The sequence below is a fragment of the Luteococcus japonicus genome (assembly GCF_003752415.1).
GTDB lineage: Bacteria > Actinomycetota > Actinomycetes > Propionibacteriales > Propionibacteriaceae > Luteococcus > Luteococcus japonicus.
Genome location: NZ_RKHG01000001.1, coordinates 1,727,774 through 1,753,844, shown reverse-complemented (window position 1 = coordinate 1,753,844; position 26,071 = coordinate 1,727,774). Strand labels below are relative to the sequence as shown.

At 67.3% G+C, this 26,071-nt stretch carries 22 protein-coding genes; 12 read left to right on the top strand and 10 right to left on the bottom strand.

Features of this window, described 5'->3' with window-relative positions; genetic code table 11:
• Positions 1-18: 18 nt before the first annotated feature.
• Positions 19-1,599, bottom strand: coding sequence for a bifunctional phosphatase PAP2/diacylglycerol kinase family protein (locus EDD41_RS08530; RefSeq protein WP_170165294.1), 1,581 nt, complete (start codon positions 1,597-1,599; stop codon positions 19-21).
• Positions 1,600-1,675: 76 nt separating this feature from the next.
• Here EDD41_RS08530 and serS point away from each other — a divergent pair, with 76 nt between their 5' ends.
• Positions 1,676-2,950, top strand: a complete 1,275-nt coding sequence (gene serS, locus EDD41_RS08525) for a serine--tRNA ligase (RefSeq protein ID WP_123575593.1) — start codon at positions 1,676-1,678, stop codon at positions 2,948-2,950.
• Between the two features lie 1,046 nt (positions 2,951-3,996).
• On the opposite strand, the gene EDD41_RS16585 is transcribed toward serS, so the two are convergent.
• The 3 genes from EDD41_RS16585 to EDD41_RS08515 form a co-directional block, all read right to left on the bottom strand.
• Positions 3,997-4,257, bottom strand: a complete 261-nt coding sequence (locus EDD41_RS16585) for a hypothetical protein (protein ID WP_148060514.1) — start codon at positions 4,255-4,257, stop codon at positions 3,997-3,999.
• Positions 4,258-4,350: 93 nt separating this feature from the next.
• A complete protein-coding gene (locus tag EDD41_RS08520; RefSeq protein WP_211336721.1) occupies positions 4,351-5,115 on the bottom strand; it encodes an HAD family hydrolase in 765 nt (254 codons plus the stop codon).
• Positions 5,116-5,237: 122 nt separating this feature from the next.
• Complete coding sequence (locus EDD41_RS08515) at positions 5,238-5,804, bottom strand: WhiB family transcriptional regulator (RefSeq protein ID WP_094765510.1); 567 nt, start codon at positions 5,802-5,804, stop codon at positions 5,238-5,240.
• 599 nt (positions 5,805-6,403) lie between these two features.
• Here EDD41_RS08515 and EDD41_RS08510 point away from each other — a divergent pair.
• The 3 genes from EDD41_RS08510 to EDD41_RS08500 all read left to right on the top strand — a co-directional run bounded on the left by EDD41_RS08510 (position 6,404) and on the right by EDD41_RS08500 (position 11,653).
• Positions 6,404-7,720, top strand: coding sequence for a DUF4921 family protein (locus EDD41_RS08510; RefSeq protein ID WP_123575590.1), 1,317 nt, complete (start codon positions 6,404-6,406; stop codon positions 7,718-7,720).
• Between the two features lie 67 nt (positions 7,721-7,787).
• Positions 7,788-9,722: an ABC transporter transmembrane domain-containing protein gene (locus EDD41_RS08505; RefSeq protein WP_123575589.1), complete on the top strand. Its 1,935-nt coding sequence runs from the start codon at positions 7,788-7,790 to the stop codon at positions 9,720-9,722.
• On the top strand, positions 9,719-11,653 hold the full coding sequence (locus EDD41_RS08500; protein WP_123575588.1) for an ABC transporter ATP-binding protein: 1,935 nt from the start codon (positions 9,719-9,721) through the stop codon (positions 11,651-11,653). Before EDD41_RS08505 ends, EDD41_RS08500 begins: the two co-directional genes overlap by 4 nt.
• 153 nt (positions 11,654-11,806) lie before the next feature.
• Here the strand turns inward: EDD41_RS08500 and EDD41_RS08495 are convergent, their stop codons facing one another.
• Positions 11,807-12,211, bottom strand: a complete 405-nt coding sequence (locus EDD41_RS08495) for an MFS transporter (RefSeq protein WP_148060513.1) — start codon at positions 12,209-12,211, stop codon at positions 11,807-11,809.
• A 59-nt stretch (positions 12,212-12,270) separates the two neighbouring features.
• Between EDD41_RS08495 and EDD41_RS08490 the strand changes: the two genes are divergently transcribed.
• The 3 genes from EDD41_RS08490 to EDD41_RS16830 all read left to right on the top strand — a co-directional run bounded on the left by EDD41_RS08490 (position 12,271) and on the right by EDD41_RS16830 (position 14,970).
• Entirely contained in the window at positions 12,271-12,555 is a 285-nt protein-coding gene (locus tag EDD41_RS08490; RefSeq protein ID WP_123575586.1) for a hypothetical protein, read from the top strand.
• Between the two features lie 520 nt (positions 12,556-13,075).
• A complete protein-coding gene (locus EDD41_RS08485) occupies positions 13,076-14,818 on the top strand; it encodes a pyruvate dehydrogenase (RefSeq protein WP_123575585.1) in 1,743 nt (580 codons plus the stop codon).
• A 14-nt stretch (positions 14,819-14,832) separates the two neighbouring features.
• Positions 14,833-14,970 carry a hypothetical protein gene (locus EDD41_RS16830; RefSeq protein ID WP_170165293.1) on the top strand — a complete coding sequence of 46 codons (138 nt, stop codon included), beginning with the start codon at positions 14,833-14,835 and terminating at the stop codon, positions 14,968-14,970.
• An 82-nt stretch (positions 14,971-15,052) separates the two neighbouring features.
• Here EDD41_RS16830 and EDD41_RS08480 read toward each other — a convergent pair whose 3' ends face one another.
• Entirely contained in the window at positions 15,053-16,960 is a 1,908-nt protein-coding gene (locus tag EDD41_RS08480; RefSeq protein WP_123575584.1) for a BglG family transcription antiterminator, read from the bottom strand.
• A 228-nt stretch (positions 16,961-17,188) separates the two neighbouring features.
• Here EDD41_RS08480 and EDD41_RS08475 point away from each other — a divergent pair, with 228 nt between their 5' ends.
• The 3 genes from EDD41_RS08475 to EDD41_RS08465 all read left to right on the top strand — a co-directional run bounded on the left by EDD41_RS08475 (position 17,189) and on the right by EDD41_RS08465 (position 19,343).
• Positions 17,189-17,494, top strand: coding sequence for a PTS sugar transporter subunit IIB (locus EDD41_RS08475; RefSeq protein ID WP_123575583.1), 306 nt, complete (start codon positions 17,189-17,191; stop codon positions 17,492-17,494).
• A gap of 45 nt (positions 17,495-17,539) precedes the next feature.
• Positions 17,540-18,802 (top strand): PTS transporter subunit IIC, encoded by a 1,263-nt coding sequence (locus EDD41_RS08470; protein ID WP_123575582.1) that lies wholly within the window; start codon positions 17,540-17,542, stop codon positions 18,800-18,802.
• 79 nt (positions 18,803-18,881) lie between these two features.
• Complete coding sequence (locus EDD41_RS08465; protein WP_123575581.1) at positions 18,882-19,343, top strand: PTS sugar transporter subunit IIA; 462 nt, start codon at positions 18,882-18,884, stop codon at positions 19,341-19,343.
• A 98-nt stretch (positions 19,344-19,441) separates the two neighbouring features.
• Here EDD41_RS08465 and EDD41_RS08460 read toward each other — a convergent pair whose 3' ends face one another.
• Complete coding sequence (locus EDD41_RS08460; RefSeq protein ID WP_211336616.1) at positions 19,442-20,485, bottom strand: alcohol dehydrogenase catalytic domain-containing protein; 1,044 nt, start codon at positions 20,483-20,485, stop codon at positions 19,442-19,444.
• Positions 20,486-20,714: 229 nt separating this feature from the next.
• Between EDD41_RS08460 and EDD41_RS08455 the strand changes: the two genes are divergently transcribed.
• The gene (locus EDD41_RS08455) at positions 20,715-21,356 is read left to right on the top strand and encodes a class II aldolase/adducin family protein (protein ID WP_123575580.1); all 642 of its coding nucleotides are present in this window, start codon (positions 20,715-20,717) and stop codon (positions 21,354-21,356) included.
• Positions 21,357-21,392: 36 nt separating this feature from the next.
• Here the strand turns inward: EDD41_RS08455 and EDD41_RS08450 are convergent, their stop codons facing one another.
• The 3 genes from EDD41_RS08450 to fumC all read right to left on the bottom strand — a co-directional run bounded on the left by EDD41_RS08450 (position 21,393) and on the right by fumC (position 25,619).
• Positions 21,393-22,586 (bottom strand): cobalamin-independent methionine synthase II family protein, encoded by a 1,194-nt coding sequence (locus EDD41_RS08450; RefSeq protein ID WP_123575579.1) that lies wholly within the window; start codon positions 22,584-22,586, stop codon positions 21,393-21,395.
• A 147-nt stretch (positions 22,587-22,733) separates the two neighbouring features.
• Positions 22,734-24,152 (bottom strand): argininosuccinate synthase, encoded by a 1,419-nt coding sequence (argG, locus tag EDD41_RS08445; protein ID WP_094765498.1) that lies wholly within the window; start codon positions 24,150-24,152, stop codon positions 22,734-22,736.
• Positions 24,153-24,221: 69 nt separating this feature from the next.
• Positions 24,222-25,619: a class II fumarate hydratase gene (gene fumC / locus EDD41_RS08440; protein ID WP_094765497.1), complete on the bottom strand. Its 1,398-nt coding sequence runs from the start codon at positions 25,617-25,619 to the stop codon at positions 24,222-24,224.
• A 56-nt stretch (positions 25,620-25,675) separates the two neighbouring features.
• Between fumC and EDD41_RS08435 the strand changes: the two genes are divergently transcribed.
• Complete coding sequence (locus tag EDD41_RS08435) at positions 25,676-26,068, top strand: hypothetical protein (protein ID WP_094765496.1); 393 nt, start codon at positions 25,676-25,678, stop codon at positions 26,066-26,068.
• Positions 26,069-26,071: the final 3 nt, after the last annotated feature.

Here is a 26,071-nt window from a genome sequence, read left to right as displayed (position 1 = left end):
GTCAGCGCCGTCCAGACCTCAGGGCTGCATCAGGAGCAGCGCCTGGGGAACCACCTCGGCCTCGAAGACCGTGGCGCGCCCGGCAGTGTCCCCGTCGAGTTCATAGGGCATCTCCTCGGCGACGCTGATCCGCACCCGCTGGGCCTGGATCTGGTCCACCCGGTTCACCCGCTCGCTGCGCAGCGCCATCACCCGGGTGGCCATCGCGGCCCAGTCGATGTGGTTGCGGGGGGAGGCGATGGACAGGTCCAGCAGTCCGTCGGTGGCCGACGCGCGGGGGATCAGCTGGAGCCCGCCCTGCAGGATGCCCACATTGCCGACGACCGCCATCATCGCCCGTCGACGCTCGGGCGGCTGGCCGTCCACCTGGAAGGTGAGGTCCATCGGTTCGGCATTGATCTCCTGCGCGGCGGCCAGGAAGTAGGCGGCGGACCCGACGGTCTTCTTCAGCTCCGGCCGGGTGTTCTCCATGATCCGGGCATCGATCCCGATGCCGGCCATCACCGCGAAGTGCTCCGCGGTGGAGTCGTCGCCGTCAATGGTGACCTTCACCAGGTCGATGGGCTTCGCGATGCCGCCGAATGCGACACGGGCGGCGGCCACCTCGTCCAGGGGGATGTCCAGGTTACGGGCCAGCAGGTTGCCGGTGCCGGCGGGGATGATCCCCAGCGGGATGCCGCTGCCGGCCAGCTCGGAGCACACGATGCGCACGGTCCCGTCGCCGCCGGCCACCAGCACCAGGTCCACTCCGCGCTCGATGGCGGTGCGGGTCATGGAGTAGCCCGGGTCATCGGGACGGGTCTGCATCCACAGCGGGTCCTCCCAGCCCCCGTGCTCCAACTCGTACTCCACCGTGCGGCGGAAACTCGCGCGGTCGATCACCTTCGACGGGTTCCACACGATCGCGCAGGTGCGGGGCTGCGGCTGGTCGATCCGTCGACGGGGGATGGGCAGCATGTGCACCCGCGCCACGATGCTCGCCAGGCTGGCGCAGACCAGGCCCATCAGGAAGCCGGCCACGATGTCGGTGGGCCAGTGGGCATTCATCACGAAGCGGTCGCAGGCCACCAGCGCGACGCCAAGCCCACCCAGCACCCGCGCCAGGTAACGCACGTCTGAGGGCTGGCGGGTGGTGGTCGTGGTGGCGATCACCATCAGGGCCGCGGTGGTGGCCATCGTCATGTGGCCGCTGGGGTAGGACCAGCCGGAGTGGGTGATCACGTCGGCCAGCGGGGAACTGGGCCGTGGCCGGGTGAACAGGTGCTTGAGCAGGAAGTTGCCGCCCCAGGAGAAGAGCACGGACAGCACCAGGGCCGCAGTCAGGTTGCGCAGCCGGCGTCGCCACGCCCAGCCGGCGACAATGACCAGGACCGTCGCCAGCACGCCCGGCAGCGTCACGACGGCGATGGCGGACCAGATCTGCGCGGCGCCCGAACCCGCTGCCAGGTAGTGCGTGCGGGACAGGTCATCCAGCGGCTGCAGCAGGCTGGTGCCCAGGGCCAGCCAGGTCCACAGCACGAAGAGCGCCAGTGCCGCGCCCAGCACGTGCGGCGCGAAGTGGCGACGCACGCGGATCGCGATCCTCCGAGGGCTGGGCATGGGCCGATTCTGCCACGCTGTCCGGAGGCCCAGAACCCGCGAGCCCTCGCGGGCCGACGGTGGGTAGGCTGTGCCCATGATCGATCCGAAGCTCCTGCGCACCGACCCTGACCGCATCCGACGCAGCGAGATTGCGCGCGGCGGTTCTGGTGAGGTCGTCGACGAGCTGCTGGCCGCCGACGAGGCCCGTCGCGGCAACATCCAGGCCTTCGAGACCATGCGTGCCGAGCAGAAGGACCTCGGCAAGCAGGTGGCAAAGGCCCAGGGCGAGGAGAAGCAGCAGCTTCTGGCCCGCACCAAGGAGCTGTCCGCCAACGTGAAGGCCGCCCAGGCCGCGGCGGATGAGGCCGGCGTCAAGTTCGAGGAGCTGATGAAGCAGCTCGGCAACCTCGTCATCGACGGCGTCCCCACCGGCGGTGAGGACGAGGGCACCATCGTCGAGACCATCGGCACCCCGCGTGACTTCGCCGCGGAGGGATTCGAGCCCCGCGACCACCTGGAGCTGGGCGAGATGCTCGGCGCCCTCGACATGGAGCGCGGCGCCAAGGTCTCCGGCAGCCGCTTCTACTTCCTCACCGGCGTCGGCGCGCAGCTGGAGTTCGCGCTGAGCCAGTTCGCCATGGCCAAGGCCCTGGAATGGGGCTTCACCCCGATGATCCCGCCGTCGCTGGTCAAGCCGTCGGCCATGGAGGGCACCGGCTTCCTGGGCCAGGCCGCCGCCGACGTCTACCGACTGGAGGCCGACGACCTGTACCTGGTCGGCACCGCCGAGGTCCCGCTGGCCGCCTACCACTCCGACGAGATCATCGACGCCGACAAACTGCCGCTGCACTATGCCGGCTACAGCCCCGCCTTCCGTCGTGAGGCCGGCAGCTATGGCAAGGACACCCGCGGCATCTTCCGTGTGCACTGGTTCGACAAGTGGGAGATGTTCGTCTACTGCGACCCGGCCGATGCCGAGGCGGAGCACCAGAAGCTGCTGGGCTTTGAGAAGGAGTTCATCACGGCCCTCGAGCTGCCCTTCCAGGTGCTCGACGTCGCCTCCGGTGACCTGGGTCTGAGCGCCGCCCGCAAGTACGACTGCTACGCGTGGTTGCCGACTCAGGACCGGTACCGCGAGATCACCTCCACCTCCAACTGCACCGAGTTCCAGGCCCGTCGTCTCAACATCCGCCAGCGCAAGGACGGCGAGGTCAGCCCGCTGGCCACGCTGAACGGCACCCTGTGCGCGATGACCCGGATGATCATCATGCTGCTGGAGAACCACCAGCAGGCCGATGGCTCGGTGTACGTCCCGCCGGCCCTTCGCCCCTACATGGGCGGCATGGAGAAGATGACCCCGAAGGCCTGATGGCCCTGTGAGCCAGCACGAGCCCGGCGAACCCTCCAGCTTCACCCGTCCCCACGGGTTGCGGCCGCTGGGCGAACCGGGCTCGATTGCGTCTGGGGCGGAGGGCTCTTCTGGATCCAACTCGGGGAAGTGGACCGGGGCAGTTGACCCGGGCGTCGAGCCCCGCGTGGATCCTGGAGTGGGGACAAGCGCCCCGGTCCGATTTGCCGAGTTCCCCGTCGGAACCGCCTCGTCGAAGGCGCCCCGCTCCGCTGCGGATGGCCGCCTGGATGGCCGCAGTGGCCCTCACGGCCTCGCTGATGGTGGGCTGGCTGGTGCGCCCCCAGGCTCCCGAACCGGAGGATGTGCCGGACCTTGGGTGCCCTCCAATGCCCCGACACTGGGCGGTCCCGTGAACACGCCGCGGCCCTATCTGCCCTCGCCCCTGCCCTCCTCGGCCATGGCGCCCGCACCACCGGCACAGGAGATCGCCGAGTACCGCTGGTCCGTGCGGGCCAAGGTCTTGCGCCCGGAGCTCGACGCCCCACGATTGTTGTTCTCCCCGGATGGGTCCGCCGATGGCGCCGCGACCCCACAAGCCAAGGGCGTCTGGGTGGTGATGACCGGCCAGACGGGGATCGCCGCCAAGCCACGGGTTCCGGATGCCAAGGTGCGGGTCCACGGCCGCGACGCCGGCACCGGCCGCAGCTCTGGCACCGTGAGATGCCCTTCGGGTTGTGCGCCACCCAGCTCTTGGGCGACAGGCTGGCCTGCGCCTCCTCGCTGGCCAGCGACGACCGCACCGGCCTGCCCACCCCGTGGCGGCTGCAACTGCTGGACCCGGCCACCGGCAAGATCCTCGCCCAGCGCGACGTCGACGCGTGGCTCGCCATGCTGACGGTCCGCCAGGATCGCCTCGTGCTGGTGGAACAGCGCCAGCCCGCGCCCCGCCTGGTGGTCAGCGGTTATTCCTCGTCGCTCACGCCGGTGTGGCGGGTGGCCTGGCCCAGCAGGCCCTCCACCTGGGCTTCTTCAGCCAAAACCGCTTCGTGTACCGGCCGGACCTGTCACCGCCCGACGGCCTTGCCCTGCAGAAGGTGCGGTTCCGGCAGGCGGACTCGATGCTGGCGCCGTGGGGGGCAGGCCCGACGGCCTTCATCAATCTGGCCGACGGGAAGGTGCGTCGGGTGCCCCGCTGCTCCCGCATGTACGACGACGGCCAACGCATCTGGTGCAACGAGCGCCAGCGTGCCGTCGCGGCTGGGCCAGTTGAAGGGCGAGGAGGTGGTGGCCGTGGGAAGCCTGGCCGACGACACCTTCGTCAGCATCGGCCTCGACCAGGTTTCCCGCCTCATGCTCCCCTGGCACGGTCCGTCCCAGTCGCCGTGCACGTCCTCCCACGGTCACGGCCCCGTCGAGGGTCAGAACCAGCGGGACAGTTCCTCCCCGGTGCCGCCGTCGGCGAACCTGCCGGTGACGTGGTCCGCGCACTCCTTGACCTCGTCGGGGGCGTCGCCGAGGGCCACGCCGCGGCCGGCCCACTTGAGCATGTGCGTGTCATTGCGGCCGTCGCCCAGGGCCAGGACGTGCTTGCGCTTGACGCCGAACTCCGCGCAGACCTCCTTGAGACCGGTTGCCTTGTTGACCCCGACGGGCGCGATGTCCAGCCATGCGGACCAGCCGATGAAGTAGCTCACGCCCCGCATGCCCAGGCCGCGGGCGATCTTCTTGAAGTCCTCGCTGGAGGAGTTGGGGTCGCGGATGATCACGCGGGTGACGGGTTCGGCGCACAGCTCCTCGACGGTCTGCAGCCGCATCTCGCCGGTGAGGTCCCCGTCGGGGAAGAGCTCGTTGAGGCGGTATCCCCCGCGCGGATCCTCGACGGCCACCCGCATGTGGGGATGCTTGGCAAGCACCTTCTGGATTGCGGGGCCCGGGTCAAAGGTGACCTGCTTGCGCAGCCGGTAGGGCGGGAAGTCGATCACGACGGCGCCATTTGAGGTGACGGCCGGGCCTGGAGGCAGGTCGAGTGCTTCGAAGATGGGTTCGGTGTCCGCCCAGGCGCGGCCGGTGGCCAGCACGACGGGAATGCCGGCGGCCTTGATGCGGTCGACGGCCTCGCGGATGGGATCGGGCAGATGTCCCTCGTGGTCGACGAGCGTCCCGTCGATGTCCAGGGCCACCATGTGTGGTTGCCAGCTCATGTGACGAGGATGCCAGCCACTGGTGACCAGATGGTTAAGCACGGGTGGCCGCAGCGTGGATGCTGCGGCTCCCGTGCTTGTCGACGCTGTCTGGGAAGCTCGGCTCACGCGGCTCGACGTCGGCTTCCGGGGCGTCGGAGCACCTCGCGTGCGGCCTGCAGGACCTGCTCCATGCTGGGCCGCACGCTGTGCAAGGGACGGCTGGGGAGGGGATTGTTGCGCGCCCGGCGCAGGTGCCTCTTGACCGTCGAGAGGCTGCAGCCCAGGCGCTGGGCAATGCTCTCGAGCGAGTCGTGCGGGTTCGCGGCCCGCATCCTGACGACCTCGTGCGGGTCGATCTGGCGATTGGGCGCCACGACGCCGGCGAAGGAGTCGAGGTCCTCGGGCTTCACGCGGATCCCGAGGCGGGCTCGAATGGCCTGGCGCTGTGCCGGGGAGGTCCCGGCGACGTGCCCTGCCACATCGTGTTCGACGACGGCGCTGTACAAGCATCGTTCCAGCAGCGGGCAGCTCATGCAGGCCTGGTCTGCCTGACGGATCAGGCTGGCCTGGAGGTGGCGCTGTTCGGCGGTGGTGGCCGGGGCCTGGTCCTCGAGGAGGGGGTGCTGGAAGACGGATGCAAGCGCGACGCAGGCCTGGGCCGGGGTGACGGAACTGGTCTGGAGTGTCATGTCTTTCGCTGCAACTTTCAGGTGCGGGATGAGCGGGTGAACTTTCCCTGCGACGCGGTGATGGCCATGTGGGTTCCCGTGGGAATGGTCGTCTGTGCGGCGCATCCCAAGACTGTCAGCATTGACAATGGGGGAAAGTCTCCAGCGGGGGTGCGAAATACCCAAATCACGTGTGTGGGTCTACTCATGGAAGCTGAGTACCCGTACTCAACTTCTCGCGGAATTCTGCTTGAACCTTGGAATAAGGTCTCCGCGATCCCTGTTCCACAATGAAAAGACCATGTTGAGTAGTCCGTGTGGCGGCGCGATCAAGCTGGCGATCTCCTGAACCAGATGTTGCCATGTGCGGGGGTCATTGAGTGACCATTTGTCTTCACTGTGAGACGTATTCGTGTGTCACGCAATCATGTGACATGCGTAATTCTGGAAATGATGACCGTGGATCTTCTCGTGGGAATTCGTGGATGATTTGTCGGCCGCCGTTCATTGTTGCGCAACGTGGGGTTCACCTTCATGATCCGTGTCGATCACGGGCCTTCCGCGCCGATGGGCGGCACTGTGCTCCGGGTGTGAGCACCGTGGCTGAATAGTCTGTCTGGGTGAGTGCACACGACGAGCTCCTGCAGCGGCTTCCCGACGGCACCGTGAAGCAGCGCAATCCCTTCACGGGGACGCAGGTCTGGACCATGCCGGGGCGTGGCAAGCGTCCCTTGCCGGCGAGCCTCGACGAGCCCACGCCACTGCCGCCGGATGGTGGTGTTCCCGGCTGCGCCTTCTGCCCGGGGCACCACCTGGACAATCCGCCCGAGCGCGCCCGCCTGGTGCGAGAGGGACGGGGGTGGCGGACCCTGACGGGGCTGTCGGCCGACGAGCTCGACGCCACGCAGGCCTGCTTCCGTCGTGTCCCGAACCTCTTCGAGATCTGCTCCCTGGACTACTGGCGGCTCAACCACGGGGTGGAGCCGGGCAAGGAGGTGGTCGAACGCGTCGAGCAGTACCTGTCCGAGGAGGCGGGGCGTGAGCACCTGCGTCGGGTCTGGATGCTGCGCTCCCGCTTCACCGGAGGCGCAGTGCCCTCCGTCGACGACCTGCGGCAGGCTGCCCTGGGCTGGTTCGGCACCACTCACGAACTGGTCATTCCCCGCAGACACCACGTCGAGGGCGCGACGCAGAGCAGTGACCTGGCCTCATCGGGGCGGCTGTCCGTCGACGAACATCGCGCCTACGTCGCCTTCACGGTGCAGGCCATGGCGGACCTCTATGCGGCCAATCGCGCGGCGCGCTATGTCTCGGTCTTCCAGAACTGGCTCAAGCCGGCCGGGGCGTCCTTCGAGCACCTGCATCGGCAGGTCGTCGCGATCGACGAGGTGGGGGAGCACGTCGCGTCCTCCGCCCGGGCTCTCGCCCGCAATCCCAACGCCTTCAACGAGTTCGGCCTGGACATGGCCCTGCGGCACGGCCTGATGCTGGCCGCCAATGACCACGCCGTCGCCTTCGCCGGCTTCGGACACCGCTATCCGTCGGTGGAGATCTACTCGCTGTCCCCGCGGCGGGAGCCCTGGCTGCTGTCCGACGAGGAGCGCGACGGCATGGCCGACATCCTGCACGCCATCCACGCGGCCGGCGGCCGCAAGCTGTCCTGCAATGAGGAGTGGCACCACCGGCCTCCGGCACTGGAGGACGGCGTCGGGTCGGTGGGAGAGGAGACGATCCCATGGCGGATCGTGCTCAAGTGGCGCATCTCCACGCTGGCCGGCTTCGAGGGTGACACGAAGATCTACCTCAACACGCTCTCTCCGTGGGATGTCCGGGACAGGGTGCTGCCCGAGCTGCTCAAGCTCCGCGAGCAGGGGCACATTGCGCCTGTGCAGATCGGTGACGAGTGCGATGTCGAATCCGGGAGCATCCCCACCTGATCCGTGTTTGCGGGGTCCAAAAATTCGGGTGAAACTGTCAGCGGCAGCCCCTAGTGTCATTCCTGCCATGCAGACCTTTCCTCCGGCCACCCAGGCCTTCAGCCAACGCACCCGTGACGCCCTGACCAGCACTGGCCAGGCCGCCGCGGACAGCGTCGCGTCCGCCGACGAGCCCGACACCCGGAGCCCCGCGCGTTTCCTGCGCTGGATGCTGCGCCAACAGCTGGACCTCGTGCTGGCCAGCGCCTTCGTCGGCGGTCTGTGGTTCCTGCCCAGTGCGGTGAACCCGTGGCTGCTGGGCCGCGCCATCGACGAGGGCGTGAGCAAGGGCAGCGTGGTCGCGACTCTTCCGTGGGCGGGCCTGATGATGCTGAGCATCACCATCGGCGTGGTGGGCGGCACCCTGATGCACACCAGCGCCGTCACCGGATTCCTGGTGATGATGTACCGGACCATGAAGCTGGTGCTGCGCAAGGGCACCCAGCTGGGTCACGTCGCCACCCGTCGCACGCCGTCCGGGGAGATGCTGTCCATCGCCGGTGGCGACGCTGAGACCTTCGGCATGGTCTTCGAGGTGGTGGGCCGCGCCATCGCCGCGCTGGCCGCCTTCATCTTCGTCGCCATCCTGGTGCTGGGTGAGTCCACCAAGCTCGGGCTGGTCACGCTGATCGCCGCCCCCCTGCTGGTGGGCGCCGCATCGCCCTTGCTCAAGCCGCTGCAGCGCGCCCAGGCCTCCGAGCGCAGCCGCTCCAGCGAACTGACCGGCATGGCCACCGACATCGTCGCGGGCCTGCGGATCCTGCGCGGCATCGGCGGCGAGCAGACCTTCGGGGACAACTACGCCACCCAGTCGCAGCGGGTCCGCCGCGCCGGCGTACGCGCCGGCACCTGGCAGGCCTCCGTCGACGCCCTCAGCGTGCTGCTCTCCGGGCTGCTGCTGGTGGTGCTCACCTGGCTGGGCACCCGGGAGATGCTCGCCGGGCAGCTGAGTATCGGGCAGTTGGTCAGCTTCTTCGGCTACGCCATCTTCATGGTCTGGCCCATCAGCACCTTCTTCGAGTTCGTGCAGAAGTGGGTGCAGGGCCTGGTGGCCGCGCGCAAGACCATCGCCGTGATGGCCCAGCAGCCGCCGTGGCAGGACCCTGCCGAGGCGCAGCCGCTGCCGGCCGACGCCGTGATCACCGACGAACAGACGGGCTTCGTCGCCCACCCGGGGCGGATGACCGTCGTGGTCAGCGCCGTGCCTGACGATTCGGCGGCCCTGGCTGACCGGATCGGGCGCTACCTGCCCAGCCAGACCGACCCGGTGCCGCTGTCCATCGACGAGGGGCTCAAGGGCAAGGCCGCCAAGAAGGCGCGGGCCGAACGCGAGGCGGAGCGCGCCGCGCTGGTGGCCGCCGACGAGAAGCGAGCCAGCGAGCACTGGGGCGTCAGCTTCGGCGACGTCGACCTCTCCCAGGTGCGGCTCGACGAGCTGCGCTCCCGGGTGCTGGTGGCCGACACCGGGGCCCAGGTCTTTGCCGGAAGCCTGCAGCAGTTGGTGGATCCCCATGGCCGCGCCACGCGCCAGCAGGCGGAGCGGGCGCTGCGCACCGCCAATGCGGAGGATGTCTACGACGCGCTTCCCGGGGGATGGCAGGGCGTGCTCGACGAGCGCGGACGCGGCCTGTCCGGCGGTCAGCGGCAGCGTCTGGTGCTGGCCCGCGCACTGCTCGCGGACCCGGAGGTGCTGGTGCTGGTGGAACCCACCTCCGCGGTCGATGCGCACACCGAGGCGCGGATCGCGGAGCGCTTGGCGCAGCACCGCCGCGGACACACGACGATCGTCGCCACCGTCTCGCCGCTGCTCCTGCACCACGCGGATGACGTGGTGCTGCTGGTGGAGGGCAGGGCCACAGTGCGGGGCAGCCACGCCCAGCTGTTGACAAGCAGTGCTGACTACCGCGCAGTCGTCGCGCGCGGCATGGAGGACGAGGCATCCCAGGAAGGAGGCACCCGATGAGCACCGAGGACCTGCTCGCCAGCTCGGCGAGCACCTGGCGGGAGCATGGCGCGCCCAACCCCGACATCCCCGACGTGCTGCGGGTGGACACCAGCGTGCCGCTTGCCCTGCGGCTGCGCGGCTGGCGGCACCGCCGTGACCTGCGGGCCGCACGCGCCCGGGACTTCTACCAGGCCTCCCGCTCCCCGGAGCGTGGCCTGCCCGTCGCCCCTGACTCGGACGTCGTCGCCTTCATCCGCGCAATGCTCGGCAAGCGTCGAGCCGTGGCCGTCGGGCTGGTGGCCTTCAATGCGCTCGCGGCCGTCGCCGGCCTGCTGGTCCCGCGGCTGCTCGGTGGGCTGGTGGACCGCGCCACAGCCGGCGGTGCAAGTCTGGCCGAGGAGTTGGACGGGATCGCCCTGATGGTGGTCGGTGTCGTGCTGGTGCAGACGCTGCTGACCTTCGGCGCGCGACGGATCAGCGCCGTCTTCGGCCAGGACATGCTGGCCGAGGCACGCGAGTACGTGGTGCGTTTCGTGCTTCGCCTTCCCCTGTCGACTGTGGAACGCGCCTCCAGCGGTGATCTGGTCACCCGCGTGACGCGTGACGTGTCCACGATGTCCGGGGCGGTTCGCTGGGCGCTGCCGCAGTTGGTGATCGCGTCGGTGATGACCGTGCTGACCATGGTGGCGATGTTCCTCAACTCATGGCTGCTGGCGCTGCCCAGCGTTGCCTCCATGCTCCTGCTGGGCATCGTTGCGCGCGGCTACCTGCGCAAGGCCCCGATGGGCTACATCACCGAGGGCGGCACCTACTCGCAGATCAACACCGGCCTCACCGAGACGGTGGAGGGCGCCCGGACCGTCGAGGCCCTGCGGCTGCAGGACCACCGCACCGGGCGCACCGACGAGGACGTGGAGGTCTCCGCCCAGGCGGAGCGCTACACGATGACGCTGCGCAACCAGATGTTCCTCACCGTCGACTACGCCTACCAGGGGCCGCTGGTCTTCATCGTGCTGCTGGGGGCCTGGGGTCACTCCCACGGCCTGGTCAGCCTCGGCCAGATCACCGCGGCCGCCATCTACGTGCAGCAGCTGATCGAGCCGATGGACCGGCTGATCCAGACGCTGGACCGGCTGCAGGTGGGCATGGCCTCCACCACCCGCCTGCTGGGCATCGCGGCGGTACCACAGGACCGCGAGGCGACCGGTGAGCAGCCCGTCGGTGACCACCTGTTGGCCAAGGACCTGCGCTTCGCCTACCGCGAGGGGCACGACGTGCTGCACGGGGTCAACCTGGACCTGCGTCCCGGCGAGCGGCTGGCCATCGTCGGGCCGTCCGGTTCCGGGAAGTCGACCTTGGCGCGGCTGCTGAGTGGCATCAATGCACCGCGTGAGGGGAAGGTGAGCGTCGGCGGTGTCGACGTGATGGAGCTGCCTCTTGCCGAGCTGCGCACCCAGGTGGCCCTGGTCACCCAGGAGCACCACGTCTTCGTCGGTTCGCTGCGGGACAACATCGTCCTGGCCAGGGAGGACACGGCCACCGACGAGCAGGTCTGGGACGCGCTGCGCGCCGTCGACGCCGTCGAATGGGTGGAGCGGATGCCCGAAGGGCTGGACACCCTGGTGGGTTCCGGCAAGCAGGTGCTCACCCCGGCGCAGGCACAACAGGTCGCCCTGGCCCGGCTGGTGGTGGCCGATCCGCACACCCTGGTGCTGGACGAGGCGACCAGCCTCATCGACCCCAAGACGGCACGGCACCTGGAGGGCTCCATGGCGAGCCTGCTCGACGGCCGCACCGTGGTGGCCATCGCTCACCGGCTGCACACCGCCCACGACGCTGACCGGATCGCGGTGGTGATCGACGGTCGGATTGCGGAGCTGGGCAGCCACGACGAGCTGATGGCCCTCGAGGGCCAGTACGCCAGCCTCTGGCGCGCCTGGACCAGCTGACCGGCCGCGCGACAGGGCCTCGGCAGCTCTCGCGATCCGCACCGTGGGGGCCTCATCCGCATGGTCGACCGTGCGGATTGGGCCCCGTGGATGCGGATGAGGTTCCTTGGGCATGGATGGGCGTCAGCGGAATGGTCTTGTGCTGGGATGAGGTCATCGGCATGCGGGGCACGTCGCGGGAGGGAGCACGATGAGTTCGTTCACCAGAACCTGCGCCATCGTCTGCGGCGTGGGGATGCTCGTGTCACTGGCCGGCTGCCAGGATCCTGAACCGACGCCGGTCCCGACGCCGGTAGTCACCCCGGCACGGCCGCCGAGCAGCGCCTCTTCGGGCAGCACCGCGATCGCTGCGCCCAGGCTCGAGGCCATCTTGTAGATGCCGGCACCGGCGCCGGACTGAGCGGGTGGCAGGTTGGACAGGGCCGCGTCCGTGGAGGGCATCGCGTAGAAGGCCAGCCCCAGGCCGAACAGCACATAGGCGATCACGGCCAGCACCACATAGGTGCCCACCAGCACCTGCGTCTGCATCAGCAGCAGGGCGCAGAGGCCCAGGATCATCGCGCCCCACATCATCGGCTTGCGGGCCGAAGCGCTGCAGCAACTTCTCGCCAATCCGGATGCAGCTGATCACGGCAATCGCGAAGCCCAGCGTCAGCAGCCCCGCGTGCCAGGCGTCGAAGCGCTCCGGACGGGCCAGTTGCAGCATCTGCTGGCTGACGATGAGCATGCCGATGGTCATGTTGACGGCGAAGTTGGACAGCAGCGCACCCGTGATCATGAAGACCAACAGGCCGACGATGTCGAAGCGGGTGGTCGCGGTCTGCTCCGCCTTGCTCTCCGAGGTGCCCCAGATCATCACGAAGGACAGCGCCGACGCGATGATCGAGGTCCAGAAGATGTAGTGCCAGCCAAGATTGGTGGCCAGGAAGTCTCCGAACAGTGCCGCCATGCTGGATCAGCCGAAGGTGCCGATGGACCACATGGACACGGCACGGCCGACCAGCATCAGCGGAAGCGCCACCTTGCCGGCCGCCAACAGCACCCCACCGGCGGCAGTAGCAGTCATCGCGCACCATCAAGACAGGCGAGGGTGGCGGACAGCAGGGCGCGGGTGCCCACCTCCAGGGTGGGGTGGATGGCGGGCGCGAACCGGGGATTGTGGTTGGCAATCGGCGGCTGCTCCGGCGGGAAACCGCCCCAGGTCCAGAAGCAGTAGGGACACCGAAGGCGTCGGGGACCGAAGTCGCCGGGGCGATGACCCGCACTAGGGACCGGATGTCGCGTCGAGCTCGGTTTCCACGAGTGGCCGGGCTCCACGTTCGCCGCTGGCCGAAAGACTCGAGATGGTGAAATTCGGCGACGTATCGTGGCGACGTAGGTGGGGGCGCCAAGAGTCCCCGTCAGGTACGGAAGGCACCCTCCATGAAGCTCGCTGACCAGATCGTCGCTCAACTCCAGGCCGCCGGAGTCCGGCGGGTCTACGGCATCGTGGGCGATTCCCTGAATCCGATCGTCGACGCCGTGCGCCGCACCGGCGGTTCGGGCAAGGGCGGCATCGACTGGGTCCACGTCCGGCACGAGGAGGCTGCCGCCTTCGCTGCAGCCGCGGATGCCCAGCTGACTGGTGAATTGGCGGTGTGCGCGGGGTCCTGCGGGCCGGGCAACCTGCACCTGATCAATGGTCTCTACGACGCAAACCGCTCCGGTGCCCCGGTCTTGGCGATCGCCTCCCACATCCCCAGCTCGCAAATCGGTCAGGGCTACTTCCAGGAGACCCACCCGGACCGGCTGTTCACCGAGTGCAGCGTCTACTGCGAGATGGTCAGCACCCCGCAGCAGTCCCCGAGGGTGGTGCAGGCGGCCATCCAGCACGCCGTCACGCTGCAGGGCGTCGCGGTGGTCACCATCCCCGCTGATGTGACGGATCAGGAAGCCACGGACGACGCGCCGCTGCACACGCCTGTCGAGCGCGGAGAACTCCACCCCTCCTCGGCCGCGGTGCAGCAGCTGGCCGACGCCATCAATGCGGCGGAGAAGGTCGCGATCTTCGCGGGAGCCGGCGTCCAGGGCGCCCACGACGAGGTGGTGGATCTGGCCGGCAGGATCAATGCCCCCGTCGGCCATTCCCTGCGTGGCAAGGACTTCATCCAGTACGACAATCCCTACGACGTCGGGATGACCGGCCTGCTGGGCTATGGCGCGGCGGCCGACGGCATGGAGGGCGCGGACCTGCTGGTGCTGCTCGGCACGGACTTCCCCTATGACCAGTTCCTGCCCGACGTGCGCACCGCGCAGGTGGACCGGCGCGCCGAGCATCTGGGCCGTCGCACCGACGTGGATGTCGCGGTGCACGGTGACGTGTTGCCCACGCTGAGGGCCTTGATGCCTCTGGTGAAGAACAAGCGCAAGGACAAGTTCCTCAAGGAGATGCTCAAGAAGCACCACAGGATCGTGGACAAGGGCACCAATGCCTACACCCGCAATGCCAGGAAGCTGACGCCCATCCACCCGGAGTACGCCATGGCGGTGCTGGACGACATGGCCAGTGACGATGCCGTCTTCACCGCCGACACCGGCATGTGCAATGTCTGGACCGCGCGCTACGTGACGCCCAATGGCCGTCGGCGGCTGATCGGGTCCTTCCTGCACGGCTCCATGGCCAATGCGCTGCCGCACGCCATCGGCGCCCAGTTCGCCTACCCGGAGCGCCAGGTGATCAGCGTCAGTGGCGACGGCGGACTGTCGATGCTGCTGGGTGAACTGCTCACCATCGCCGCATACCAGCTGCCGGTGAAGGTGGTCTGCTTCAACAACTCGACGCTGGGCATGGTGAAGCTGGAGATGCTGGTCAACGGGCTGCCCAGCTCCGGAACCGACGTGCCCGACGCGAACTATGCGGCCGTGGCCAATGCTGTCGGGATCAAGGGGATCAGGGTCGAGGACGGCAAGGACCTGGAGAAGGCCTACCGCGAGGCGCTGGACCACCCCGGCCCCGTCCTGGTGGAGGTGGTCACCGATCCGAATGCGCTGTCCATCCCGCCGGAGATCACCCTGGACCAGGTCTATGGCTTCGCCACGGCCATGAGCCGCACCGTGCTCAACGGAGGTGCCGGCGAGGTGGTGAAGATGGCCCGGTCCAACCTGCGCAACATCCCGCGCAGCTGACCGAAGGGGAGGTCATGCAGGACAGCCAGGCGGAGTCCGACGATGCCACGGCTTCCGCGGATGAACGGGACGAGCACAGCGACCCGGACACTGACGACAAGGATGACGGTGCTCACGACAAGGACGATGACCGGGGCGAGAAGGACGACTGATCCGGATTGGCTTGAGCGGCGCGCCCGTACCTGACTCGACCTTGTCCGGGGGAGGCGCAGGCAGTTCATTCTTTGGGTCAGTTCAGGCGCTCAGCTTCTGCACCAAGTAGTTGGAGAAGTCCCGAAAGGTCTTCATCTTCTGCACCTCGGCGAAGCGCTGGGGGTCCATCAGCAGGTTGATCAGCGGCTGGTAGAAGCGCTCAAACTCGTCGTAGTCGGCGGAATTGACTGCCAGCAGCATGACGAGCGAAGCCTCGGCCTCGCCCCAGGGGATGGGTCGTCTGGGGATCAGGATGCAGACGCTGGTCTGGTGGGCCATGAAGTCCATCGAGTGAGGTACCGCGAAGCGGCGTGCGAAAGCCGTCGACGAGTAGGCCTCCCGCAATCGGACGCTCTCCTCGAAGTCCTCCGGGACGGCCCCGGTCTCGTAGAGCTGGCCACACAGGAATCTGATCGCCTCGTGCGAGGTCGTCACGTCGGAGTCGGCGAAATAGAGCGACGGGTTCATGAATCGTGCCATGGCCTGCGCCATGCAACGCCGGCTGCGACGGGTGGCCGCGACGGTCAGGGCATTCTCCAGACAGCTGAGGTCCTCCTCCGAGAGAAGGGCGCTGATCCGCACGGTGTCGGGTCCCATCTCCTGCTCGCCGAGGGTCGAGATGACGAGGTCCGCGTCGCACCCGATGGCCTCTCGATTGGTCGCCACCATATCGACGATGCGCAATCTCTCCCCGAACCGATGCATCAGGCCAGACAACAGCCAGTCACGCAAGGTTCCGTAGCGGGGGCAGACCAACACGGCCGTGATTTTCCCGTCCCCGAACGTCGTCGCTTCGGAGTACAGGCCCAGATAGATGGCCAGCAGACCGATCTCGTCGTCGGGGAGGGGCAGGCCAAGACCCCGGAAGAGCCTGTCAGCCATGTAGACGGCGGCATCGTAGATGAGCGGGGAGCGTGACTTCAACGATTCCCTGAGCCCATTGTGGAAGTAGGGCATCAGCTTGTTGCGGGCCACGAGTCTAGCGGTGTGTTCCGACAGACCGCGGAAGAGCTTGGCCTGCTTGTCCGCGGGGATCGGCAGGTTGAACTTCTCGATGGTGAGGGTGAGAGCCTGCCGGACGGCATTCTCGAGCTGTTGGTCCACCTCGGAGGGAACCTCATCGATCTGGAGGTGCCCGCTGAGCGTCACTGCCAAGACGTCTCGTGCGTAGGCTCGGTCGACGGCTGCCAAGGGTCGGTCGGGGTACAGGTCGACCAGCGCCTCAAGGACCTCGAGGGTGATCTTGTCAACGGAGGGGGACCAGCGGCTGGGGCTGTATTCGCCTTGGGTTAGGGGCGAGTTCCTGCGCTGCAGACAGATGGCGAGGGTAATGACGGCATTCTCGAGGTGGATGTCGTTCGGCTCGATCCGGCTCTTGGCCAGCACCTTCGCAACGGTGCCATGCACGCTCGTGACATCGATATCGGGGAAATGAACGGCTATGCGTTGGTTGCGGCCGACGACGGTGTCCATCGCCTGACGCACCATCTGACCGATCAGCTTGCGCAGGGCCAACTCGCTCCCCGCGAGTTGGACCCGAGCCCCAGTCACACTCAGCGAAAGGCCCTTGCCCGTGAGTTCGGAGGAGATCCGCGCCAGCTCACTACGGGCCACCGTCTCACTCACGTAGCAATCGCGCATCACATCGTAGACATCCGTGACGGGATGGGTCGTGAGGTAGAGCAGGATGCGTTCAGCATTGCTGATGGGGGCCCTGACCTCGCTGGCCTGTGCCAGGTAGTCACGAAAGGCGACGCGGGCCAGGCGGTAGCCGGAATTGTCTGCCACCACGAGCTCGGTGCGCGCACCCCGATTGATGCGCTGCACGTCGTAACGCACTGTCCGGACACTGACGCCGAGCAGCGCCGCCAGATCGGCGCCCGAGATGGCGCCCTCCAGTTCTCCCAGGAGCTGGACCAGAAGTCTCTGGCGTTCTGTGAAGGAAATCATGGTCCACCTTCTCTCCCGTACAGCCTACTTTGCTCTCACTAGGAAGAACTCCCGCGCCGTTGCCGCCGTGGCGGCAACGGGTGGTTGCCACCACGGCGGCAATGGGACAAGTGACGGGAGCCAGGCCGAAGGAGCAGTCTCGGTGTGCCTTGCTGGCCACACTTCTTGCGCCGGAGGCACCCTGACCCGGATCGAGCATGGGGTCAGAACGACCCAAAGGAGAGTCACATGAGCAACGAGGTTCGCATCTTCATCGCCTGCGGCAGCGGCATCGCCACGTCGACGGTGGCCCAGGAGAAGGTCAAGCAGATCCTGGCGGATGCCAAGATCCCGGCGAAGATCTCCAAGGGCACTGTCTCGCAGGTGCCGGCAATGGCCGACAGCGTCGACATCATCATGGTCACTGCGCGGTACGCCAAGCAGATCGACAAGCCGGTGATCCAGGTCTTCGGGTTGATCTCGGGGATCAACGAGGATGCCGTCGCCCAGCAGATCGTCGACGAAGCGCGCAAGGTCCTCGGACAGTGCTCCTGATCCTGCTGCCCCTGATCCTCAACGACTCCCGACTGGAGAATCCCAATGGTTGATTTCCTCAAGAGCATCATGGATGTAGGCGCGGCAGTGCTGCTACCCGTCGTGATGACGATCCTGTGCCTCGTCTTCCGCATGTCACTTGGCAAGTCCATCAAGGCTGGCCTGATGATCGGCATCGGCTTCGCCGGTCTGGTGCTGGTGATCGGTGCCATGATGGCCGCCGTCTCACCGGCCATCGAGTACTACAAGGGGATCCAGGGCGGTGGATTCACCACGGTCGACGTGGGATGGGCCGCCGTCGGTGCCGCGTCCTGGGCGGCGCCCTTCGCCGCACCGGCCATTCTCGGCATCGTGTTGATCAACATTGTAATGATCGTGCTGGGCTGGACCAATGTCCTCAACGTGGACATCTGGAACTTCATCCACTTCCTGATCCCCGGGACCTTGGCCTATGCCCTCACGGGCAAGGCCTGGATCGGCCTGCTCGTCGTGCTCGGGCTGTCGGTGGTCAACCTGTTCATCGCACAGAAGGTGGCCCCCAGCTGGCAGGAGTACTACGGCATTGAGGGCACCACCTGTTCCACCTTGTCCTACATCTCCTTCGCGTGGCCCGTGGGCGTTGCCTTCAACTGGCTCATCGATCGGATCCCCGGCCTCCGCAAGATCGACCTGTCCATGGAGAAGATCTCCGACAAGCTGGGATTCTTCGGCGACCCCGCCTTCATCGGCCTGATCGTCGGCGTCTTCCTTGGCCTGCTGACCCGCCAGCCCTGGCAGGGCGTGCTCAGCATGGGCATGGGCATCGCCACGGTCCTGGTCCTGCTGCCGCGCATGGTCTCGGTGATGATGGAGGGCCTGACGGCCGTTGGTGCCGGCGCCCAGGCCTTCATGAAGAAGCACCTCAAGAGCAAGGACGGCAAGGGACGCGAGCTGGTCATCGGCATGGACATCGCCCTCGGCCTGGGTGATCCGACGGCCGTCACCGCGACGGTGCTGCTGATTCCAATGGCGATCCTGTTCGCCTTCCTGATCCCCGGGATGACCTACTTCCCGGTGGGCATGCTCACTGGCATTGTCTACATGGTTCCGCTGATCGCCCTGGGCTGCCGTGGCAATCTCTTCCGCACACTGGTGGCCGGTTCCTTCTTCCTCCTGTTCGTCGAGTGGATGACGCACCTGCTCGCCCCTGAGGCGACCATGATGATGAAGGCGACGGGGGTTCCCGTGGACGGGACGGTGACCGACACCTTCTTCGGTTACAACCTCCCCAATGTCATCATCGGGCTTCTGAACCACATCATGGGCTGAACGGAGCGGGGGCGTCACCTGGCCGTGGCGCCCCGCCCCACCCTTTTTCACACCACAGCCTCCGAGAGGAATCACTTCCATGCGTCAGCTCATCGAGCCCGAATTCGTGCACGTACGCCTGGCCGCCGAGAGCTACCAAGAAGCCCTGCAGCTCATGGCGCAGCCGCTGCTGCAAGCGGGGCGGGTCAGGCCGAGCTTCGAGGCCGCCGTCGTCGAACGAGAGAGGCAGTTCCCTACGGGCCTTCCCCTCAACGGTGGTGTCGCCATGCCGCACACGGACCCCGAGCATGTCGTGGCCGACGCAGTCTCCGTGGCCACCTTGTCGAAGCCCGTCACCGCTGGCGAGATGGGGGGAGGGGTCGACTCCACCGTCGAGGTGAGCTGCATCTTTCTGCTCGTCTTTTCCGACGGCGCCGCGCACGTCAAGCTCCTCAAAACCTTGGTGAGGAGCTTCCAGGACACGGACTTCATGGCGGGTCTGCGGGAGCTCACGTCGCGGGAGGAGATTGCGGAGCGCGTCACAGAACGATTGACGGCGTGAGGGTTGGTTGAAGGGAAGGCCCACGAGGCGCGGGGTCCTGCACCGGTTGGTGCAGGACCCCGCTCCTCGTGTGGTGTGGCGAGCAGTGGCCCCACGAGTCAGTTCGGTTGCAGGACCACCTTGAGGGCCTCCCCGGAACGGGTCAGGTCGATGGCCTGCTGGATCTCGCTGAGCGGCAGCACATGCGTGATGACGTCGTCGGCCGGGAAGGCGGGGTCGATCGCGATCTCGAACGCCTTCTGCACTTGCATGGAGTTCGCGCCGTAGTGGCCGTAGATCCACAGGCTGCTGTAGTGGATGTGGTTGCTGTCGATCTCCGTGAGGGTGCCCTTGGGTACGCCCCCGAAGAAGACGACGGTGCCACAGCGACGGGCCATGAGAAGAGCCTGCTGCTGGCCGGCCGTTGTCGGGTTGGCCGAGATGACCTTGTGGGCGCCCAAGCCTCCGGTGTGCTGCTTCACGAAGTCGACAGCGTCGGTCCGGGAGGAGTCGACGCGGAAGCCGATGCCGAAGCGTGAGGCCTTGTCCAGGCGCTCCTGGTTGACGTCGATGAGGAAGACCTGGCTGGCACCCCGCATCCGGGCCAGGATCGCCAGGAAGATTCCGATCGGGCCAGCCCCCAGGATGGCGACGCTGTCCCCGATCCGAACGTCGATGTTGTCCAGGCAGGCGTAGCACGAAGACAGCGGCTCGGCGAGCGACGCGCGTTCCGGACTCACACCGTCAGGAACGGGAAAGAAGGCTCCGCGATCCACCCGTCGGGCGGAGTAGGAGATGTACTGGGCGAAACCTCCGGGGCTCTCGGTGTACTCCTCCACGTCGGTGCACTGTTCGTGGTGGCCGGCGCGGCAGAATTCACAGGCCAAGCAGTGCGCCAGGGGGTAGAGATAGATGCGTTGTCCCGTGGTGACGCGTTCGGAGTCCGCGTCGGATTCGACGACTGTACCCACCACCTCATGGCCGTAGATGTGGGGGTATTTTCCCTTTCGGGAGTCGGTGGAAAGGTTGCGGATGTCGGATCCGCACAGCCCAACGGCCTCCACCTTCACCACGAAACCACCGCTCGGGCAGCTGGGTGCCGCGACATCCTCGAAGCGGATGTCCCCGGGGCCGTGCATGACAGCGGCCTTCATCGTCGTCATCTGACTCCTCCTCGCTCTGGCCGGGGCCAACGTCGTCGAGGGCCCCGGGGACCAGACTTGCCCGGATGCCTGCTGGAAACCATTCGTGAATTGCCACCGCGGGGGCAACGAGGAGGCGGGGGGGGGATTGCCTACTGCTGGGCAATGGCTGGATGGCCCGTTCCGGGACGCAACAGTTCAATGAAGCCAAGAACGGGGCTGCTCCCCGCGAGTCGAGAGGACACATCCAATGTTGCATGAACAGGCCCGAAGGGCCGTCGTCCACACCTGTCAGGAGATGCAAGGGCAGGGATTGGTGGTGGGCACTGCCGGCAACGTCTCGGTGCGGCTCGGCGATCTTGTGGTGATCTCGCCTTCCGGTGTGGCCTACGAGGAACTTACGCCTGAGATGGTTGGGGTGCATGACATGTCGGGGGCTCCCGTCGAGGCGTCTCTGAAGCCCTCGAGCGAGCTGCCGCTTCATCTGGCCGTCTACCGAGGTACCGATGCCGGGGCCATCACGCACAACCATGCTCCAGCTTCGACAGCCGTCGGGTTGGTTTGTGACGAGGTGCCCGTGTCGCACTACTACTCGTCGATGTTCAACGGTCCGATCCGGGTGGCGCCCTACGCGCACTTCGGAACTGACGAGCTGGCGAAGAATGTCTGCACCGCGCTCGAGGGGCGACATGGCGCACTGATGGCAAACCATGGCGCGGTCACCGTTGGAGCCACCTTGGACAAGGCCTTCGGGCTCCTCCCATATCTCGAGTACGTCTGCGAGGTGCAGCTGAAGGCCATGGCCACGGGCGCCCCCGTCAAGCTGCTCACACAAGAACAGGTGAGCTACACCGTCGAAGCGCTGAAGGGATATGGCCAGCCCAAGCAATGATGCTTCGACTGATTGAACCCCCGCGGCTGAGCGGGCTCAGGCCCAGAGCTTCTCGCTGGCCAGCTGGGCGCCTTCGACGAGGGCGCCCAGCTTGGCCCACGCGATGTCCGGGTGGATGCGTCCGCCCAGGCCACAGTCGGTGGAGGCGATGACCTTCTCGCGGCCCACCGCGTCGGCGAAGCGCTCGATCCGCTGCGCCACCAGGCGGGGGTGCTCGACGATGTTGGTGTGGTGGGTGACCACGCCGGGCAGGATCAGCTTGCCGTCGGGTAGTTCGACGTCCTTCCACACCTCCCACTCGTGCTCGTGGCGAGACCCTGCGGCCTCGAATGTGTAGGCCTGCGCGTTGATGGTGAGCATCAGCTCCACCAGCTCGGACATCGGGAAGTCCGTGGTGTGCGGGCCATTCCACGAACCCCAGCACAGGTGGAAGCGCACCTGCTCTGCCGGGATCCCCTCCAGGGCCTTGTTGAGGGCGTCGACGCGCTTCTGGGTGAAGGCGAGGTAGTCGGCGACGCTGGGCTCGGGGTCGATCTGGTCGAAGTTCTCCGCGATGGACGGGTCGTCGATCTGCACGATCAGCCCGGCATCGGTGATCGCCTTGTACTCCTGGTGCAGAACCTGTGCCCAGTCGTCCATGTAGGCCTCGTCATCCGCGTGCACGGCGCTGCCGATGCGGGAGGCGGCGCCCGGGGCGATGGCGCAGATGAAGCCCTCGTCGGCGCCGTGGGCGGCCATCGCGGCGGTCAGGTTGCCGGTGTCGGCGGCGACGGCCTCCTGGCCGATGTAGCCCAAGGGTGCGACGGCCTGCGGGCGCTGGCGCGTGGTCGGATGCACCGCGGCGGCATCGTCGTAGACCGCGCGGAAGAGCTGCCGGTCCCGGCGATCGTTCATGCCGGTGAGCACGACCTGGCCCGGCGTGGACTTCGCGATCCGGGTGTCCCAGACGTTCTCCGGGTTCAGCTCCAGGCCGCTGGTGCGGTCGAAGGAGTAGGTCCACCAGGAGCCGAAGTCCTGGCTCTTGGTGGTGGCGTGGCCGTACTCGCCGTCGTTGACGACGTCGATGCCCACTTCCCGCTGGCGCGCGACCACGTCGTCAACGGCGCGGGTGAGCTCGGCGGCGAAGGCCTCGGGATCGCTGTCCCGCTTCTGGTTGGCGGCGAGCAGCGACTCGGTGCGTGGCAGGCTGCCGACGTGGGTGGTCAGGATGCGTTCGGTGGACTGCTTCATGGGTGGAAACTAGCAGCGCACCAGACTCCATGGCACCGGTGATTCGGTTCGCGAGACCCGCTGGGTTGGGCAGGGCAGTGCCCCCGGCCAATTCGGCCGGGGGCACAGCAGGTCACGTGGACAGGCGCCGGGTGAGGCGTCGTGGGATCAGTCCAGACCGAAGTCCATCGCGGCGGAATCCAGCGAGGCCTCGGCCTCGTCGGAGCCACGTCCCAGCGACGGGATCTGCTTGCCGGCGCCGGCCTTCAGCTCTCCCACCAGCTCGGCGGAGGCGCCACCCAGCACGCCCTGCGACGCGTAGATCTCGAGCTTCTCGCGCGAGTCGGCGATGTCCAGGTTGCGCATGGTCAGCTGGCCGATGCGGTCGGTGGGGCCGAAGGCGGCGTCCTGCACGCGCTCCATGGACAGCTTCTCCGCGTGGTAGCTGAAGTTGGGGCCGTCGGTGTCGAGGATCGTGTAGTCCTCGCCGCGACGCAAGCGCAGGGTGACGGTTCCGGTCACGGCGCTGGCCACCCAGCGGGTGATCGACTCGCGCAGCATCAGGCTCTGCGGGTCCAGCCAGCGGCCCTCGTAGAGCAGTCGACCCAGGCGCTGGCCCTGCTGGTGGTAGTTCTGCAGCGTGTCCTCGTTGTGGATCGCGTTCAGCAGCCGCTCGTAGGCGATGAACAGCAGCGCCATGCCGGGAGCCTCGTAGATGCCGCGGCTCTTGGCCTCGATGATGCGGTTCTCGATCTGGTCGCTCATGCCCAGACCGTGACGGCCACCGATCTCGTTGGCCTTCATCACCAGGTCCACGGCGGAGGAGAAGCTCTCGCCGTTGATCTCCACCGGGCGGCCCTGGTGGAAGGTGATCTTCACGTCCTCGGTGTCGATGGACACCGACGGGTCCCAGAACTTGACGCCCATGATGGGCTCGACGTCCTCGAGGCCGACGTTCAGGTTCTCCAGCGTCTTGGCCTCGTGGGTGGCGCCCCAGATGTTGGCGTCGGTGGAGTAGGCCTTCTCCTTGGAGTCGCGGTAGGGCAGTTTGCGCTCGGTCAGCCAGACGCTCATCTCGTCGCGGCCACCCAGCTCGCGCACGAAGTCCTCGTCCAGCCAGGGCTTGTAGATGCGCAGCTGCGGGTTGGCCATCAGGCCGTAGCGGTAGAAACGCTCGATGTCATTGCCCTTGTAGGTGCTGCCGTCGCCCCAGATGTTCACGTCGTCGGCGGCCATGGCGCGCACCAGCAGGGTGCCGGTGACGGCACGGCCGATCGGCGTGGTGTTGAAGTAGGCGCGGCCGGCGCTGGTGATGTGGAAGGCGCCACAGGCCAGGGCGCTCAGGCCCTCCTCGACGAGCTGCTCACGGCAGTCCACCAGGCGGCTGATCTCGGCGCCGTACTGGCCGGCGCGGCCGGGCACGGACTCGATGTCGGGCTCGTCGTACTGGCCGATGTGCGCGGTGTAGGTGCAGGGAATCGCACCCTTCTCGCGCATCCAGGCGACGGCGACGGAGGTGTCGAGGCCTCCGGAGAAGGCGATGCCGACGCGCTCGCCGGCCGGAAGGGAAGTCAGAACTTTGGACACGGCAAAAGTCTAGCGCATACCTATTCGACACGTCGAATAAATATTCCAAGCCTCGTTCCGGCTGTGTGCTCAGGACGTGCTGGGGCGCGTCATGTCCTGGGGAAGCACCCAGCGGTCGAAGTCCTCTTCGCTGACCAGGCCCAGTTCGACCGCCACCTGACGCAGTGTCTTGTCCTCCCGGTGGGCGGTCTTGGCGATCTTCGCGGCCTTGTCATAGCCGATGTGACGGTTCAGCGCGGTGACCAGCATCAGGTTGCTCTGCAGGTGCTGCTCGATCACCGCCGTGTTCGGCTCGATGCCCCGGGCGCAGTGGAGGTCGAAGCTGACACACGCCTCACCGATCAACTGGATGGACTCCAACACGCTCCAGGCCATCACGGGCTTGAAGACATTGAGCTGGAAATTGCCCTGGCTGCCGGCGAAGGCGACGGTTGCGTCATTGCCGAAGACCTTGGCGGAGACCATGGTCAGGGCCTCGCACTGGGTGGGATTCACCTTGCCGGGCATGATCGAGCTGCCCGGTTCGTTCTCCGGGATCACCAGTTCACCGATGCCGTCGCGGGGCCCAGAGGCATACCAGCGCACGTCATTGGCGATCTTCATCAGGGCGCCGGCCAGGGTGCGCAGCGCCGCGCTCACGGTGACCAGGGAGTCGTGGGCGCTGAGGGCAGCGAACAGGTTGTCGGCCTGTCGGAAGTCGATCCCCGTCTCCTCGCTGATCCGACGCGCGGCCAGCGGCCCGAAGTCTGGATGCGAATTGAGCCCGGTTCCCACCGCGGTGCCGCCGATGGCCAGTCCCCGGGCCTGCTCGTCGGCATGGTGGACTGCCACCAGGGCCTCGTCCAGCTGCGCCACCCAGCCGCCGATGACCTGACCCAGCCGCACCGGAGTGGCGTCCTGCAGGTGCGTGCGCCCCACCATCACCACGTCGTCGAATCGCTCCGCCAGCCCGGCCAGCGTCTCGCGCAGTTGCTCGACGCCGGGATAGAGGGTGCGCTGCAGCTCGCAGACCACGGCGATGTGCATCGCGGTGGGGAAGGTGTCATTCGACGACTGGCCGCGGTTGACGTGGTCATTGGGATGTACCGGCTCCTTGCTGCCCAACTTGCCCCCGGCCAGCTCGATGGCCCGGTTGCTGATCACCTCATTGGCATTCATGTTGGACTGGGTGCCGGAGCCGGTCTGGAAGACCACCAGCGGGAAGTCCGCGTCCCGGCTGCCGTCGATCACCTCGTCGGCGGCGCGCACGACCAGATCGCTGATCTCGGCGGGCAGTTCACCCAACTCGCCATTGGCCTGGGCCGCGGCCTTCTTCAGCACGCCCAGCGCCCGGATCATCGGACGCTGCCAGACGAAGGTGCTGCGTCCGATGTCGAAGTGGTGCAGGCTGCGCTGCGTCTGTGCGCCCCAGTAGTGCTCGGCGGGCACCTCGACGGCGCCCATGCTGTCGGTCTCGATGCGAGTCATGGCTCCAGCTTAGGCATGCCATGCGGCGGCGCGGGTGTGTCTGGAAGACTGGGGCGGTGTCCGAGCCCGTGCTCCGTCTTCATCTGTTGGCCCTCAATGCCCGGGGGCCGGTGGAGGTGCGCGTCGACGGCCAGGAGCACTGGCTGGAGGCGGGAAGCCCCGCCGTCATCCACGAGATCCCCGTCGCGGCGGGTGAGCACGAACTGGAATTCGTTGGCCGGGTGAGCTGGGGCCGTACGGGGCGCGCGGCCGCCGAGGTGCACGTGCCCGAGGCTGGCGCCCTCGACGTCCACTACGCCCTTCCGGCGATCCCCGGGATGCGTGGCGAGGTCTCCGACGAGCCAGATGCGGTGCCAGGCAAGGAGTGGCGGATCACCATCCCGGCGGTGCTGGGTCTGCTGGCTGCGGTCTGGCTCTTCTGGTTCGCCTGGGCCTTCCTGCTGACCTGAGGG

Excerpts from the sequence above, each read along its gene's own strand:
- EDD41_RS08500 (WP_123575588.1), top strand. The coding sequence starts at position 9,719 with ATGAGCACCGAGGACCTGCTCGCCAGCTCGGCGAGCACCTGGCGGGAG.
- EDD41_RS08455 (WP_123575580.1), top strand. The coding sequence starts at position 20,715 with ATGTTGCATGAACAGGCCCGAAGGGCCGTCGTCCACACCTGTCAGGAG.
- fumC (WP_094765497.1), bottom strand. The coding sequence starts at position 25,619 with ATGACTCGCATCGAGACCGACAGCATGGGCGCCGTCGAGGTGCCCGCC.
- EDD41_RS08515 (WP_094765510.1), bottom strand. The coding sequence starts at position 5,804 with ATGACACTCCAGACCAGTTCCGTCACCCCGGCCCAGGCCTGCGTCGCG.
- serS (WP_123575593.1), top strand. The coding sequence starts at position 1,676 with ATGATCGATCCGAAGCTCCTGCGCACCGACCCTGACCGCATCCGACGC.
- EDD41_RS08490 (WP_123575586.1), top strand. The coding sequence starts at position 12,271 with ATGCAGCTGATCACGGCAATCGCGAAGCCCAGCGTCAGCAGCCCCGCG.
- EDD41_RS08465 (WP_123575581.1), top strand. The coding sequence starts at position 18,882 with ATGCGTCAGCTCATCGAGCCCGAATTCGTGCACGTACGCCTGGCCGCC.
- EDD41_RS16830 (WP_170165293.1), top strand. The coding sequence starts at position 14,833 with ATGCAGGACAGCCAGGCGGAGTCCGACGATGCCACGGCTTCCGCGGAT.
- EDD41_RS08475 (WP_123575583.1), top strand. The coding sequence starts at position 17,189 with ATGAGCAACGAGGTTCGCATCTTCATCGCCTGCGGCAGCGGCATCGCC.
- EDD41_RS08505 (WP_123575589.1), top strand. The coding sequence starts at position 7,788 with ATGCAGACCTTTCCTCCGGCCACCCAGGCCTTCAGCCAACGCACCCGT.
- EDD41_RS08450 (WP_123575579.1), bottom strand. The coding sequence starts at position 22,586 with ATGAAGCAGTCCACCGAACGCATCCTGACCACCCACGTCGGCAGCCTG.
- EDD41_RS08460 (WP_211336616.1), bottom strand. The coding sequence starts at position 20,485 with ATGACGACGATGAAGGCCGCTGTCATGCACGGCCCCGGGGACATCCGC.
- EDD41_RS08470 (WP_123575582.1), top strand. The coding sequence starts at position 17,540 with ATGGTTGATTTCCTCAAGAGCATCATGGATGTAGGCGCGGCAGTGCTG.
- EDD41_RS08495 (WP_148060513.1), bottom strand. The coding sequence starts at position 12,211 with ATGATCCTGGGCCTCTGCGCCCTGCTGCTGATGCAGACGCAGGTGCTG.
- EDD41_RS08480 (WP_123575584.1), bottom strand. The coding sequence starts at position 16,960 with ATGATTTCCTTCACAGAACGCCAGAGACTTCTGGTCCAGCTCCTGGGA.
- EDD41_RS16585 (WP_148060514.1), bottom strand. The coding sequence starts at position 4,257 with ATGCTGACGAAGGTGTCGTCGGCCAGGCTTCCCACGGCCACCACCTCC.
- EDD41_RS08485 (WP_123575585.1), top strand. The coding sequence starts at position 13,076 with ATGAAGCTCGCTGACCAGATCGTCGCTCAACTCCAGGCCGCCGGAGTC.
- EDD41_RS08530 (WP_170165294.1), bottom strand. The coding sequence starts at position 1,599 with ATGCCCAGCCCTCGGAGGATCGCGATCCGCGTGCGTCGCCACTTCGCG.
- EDD41_RS08520 (WP_211336721.1), bottom strand. The coding sequence starts at position 5,115 with ATGGTGGCCCTGGACATCGACGGGACGCTCGTCGACCACGAGGGACAT.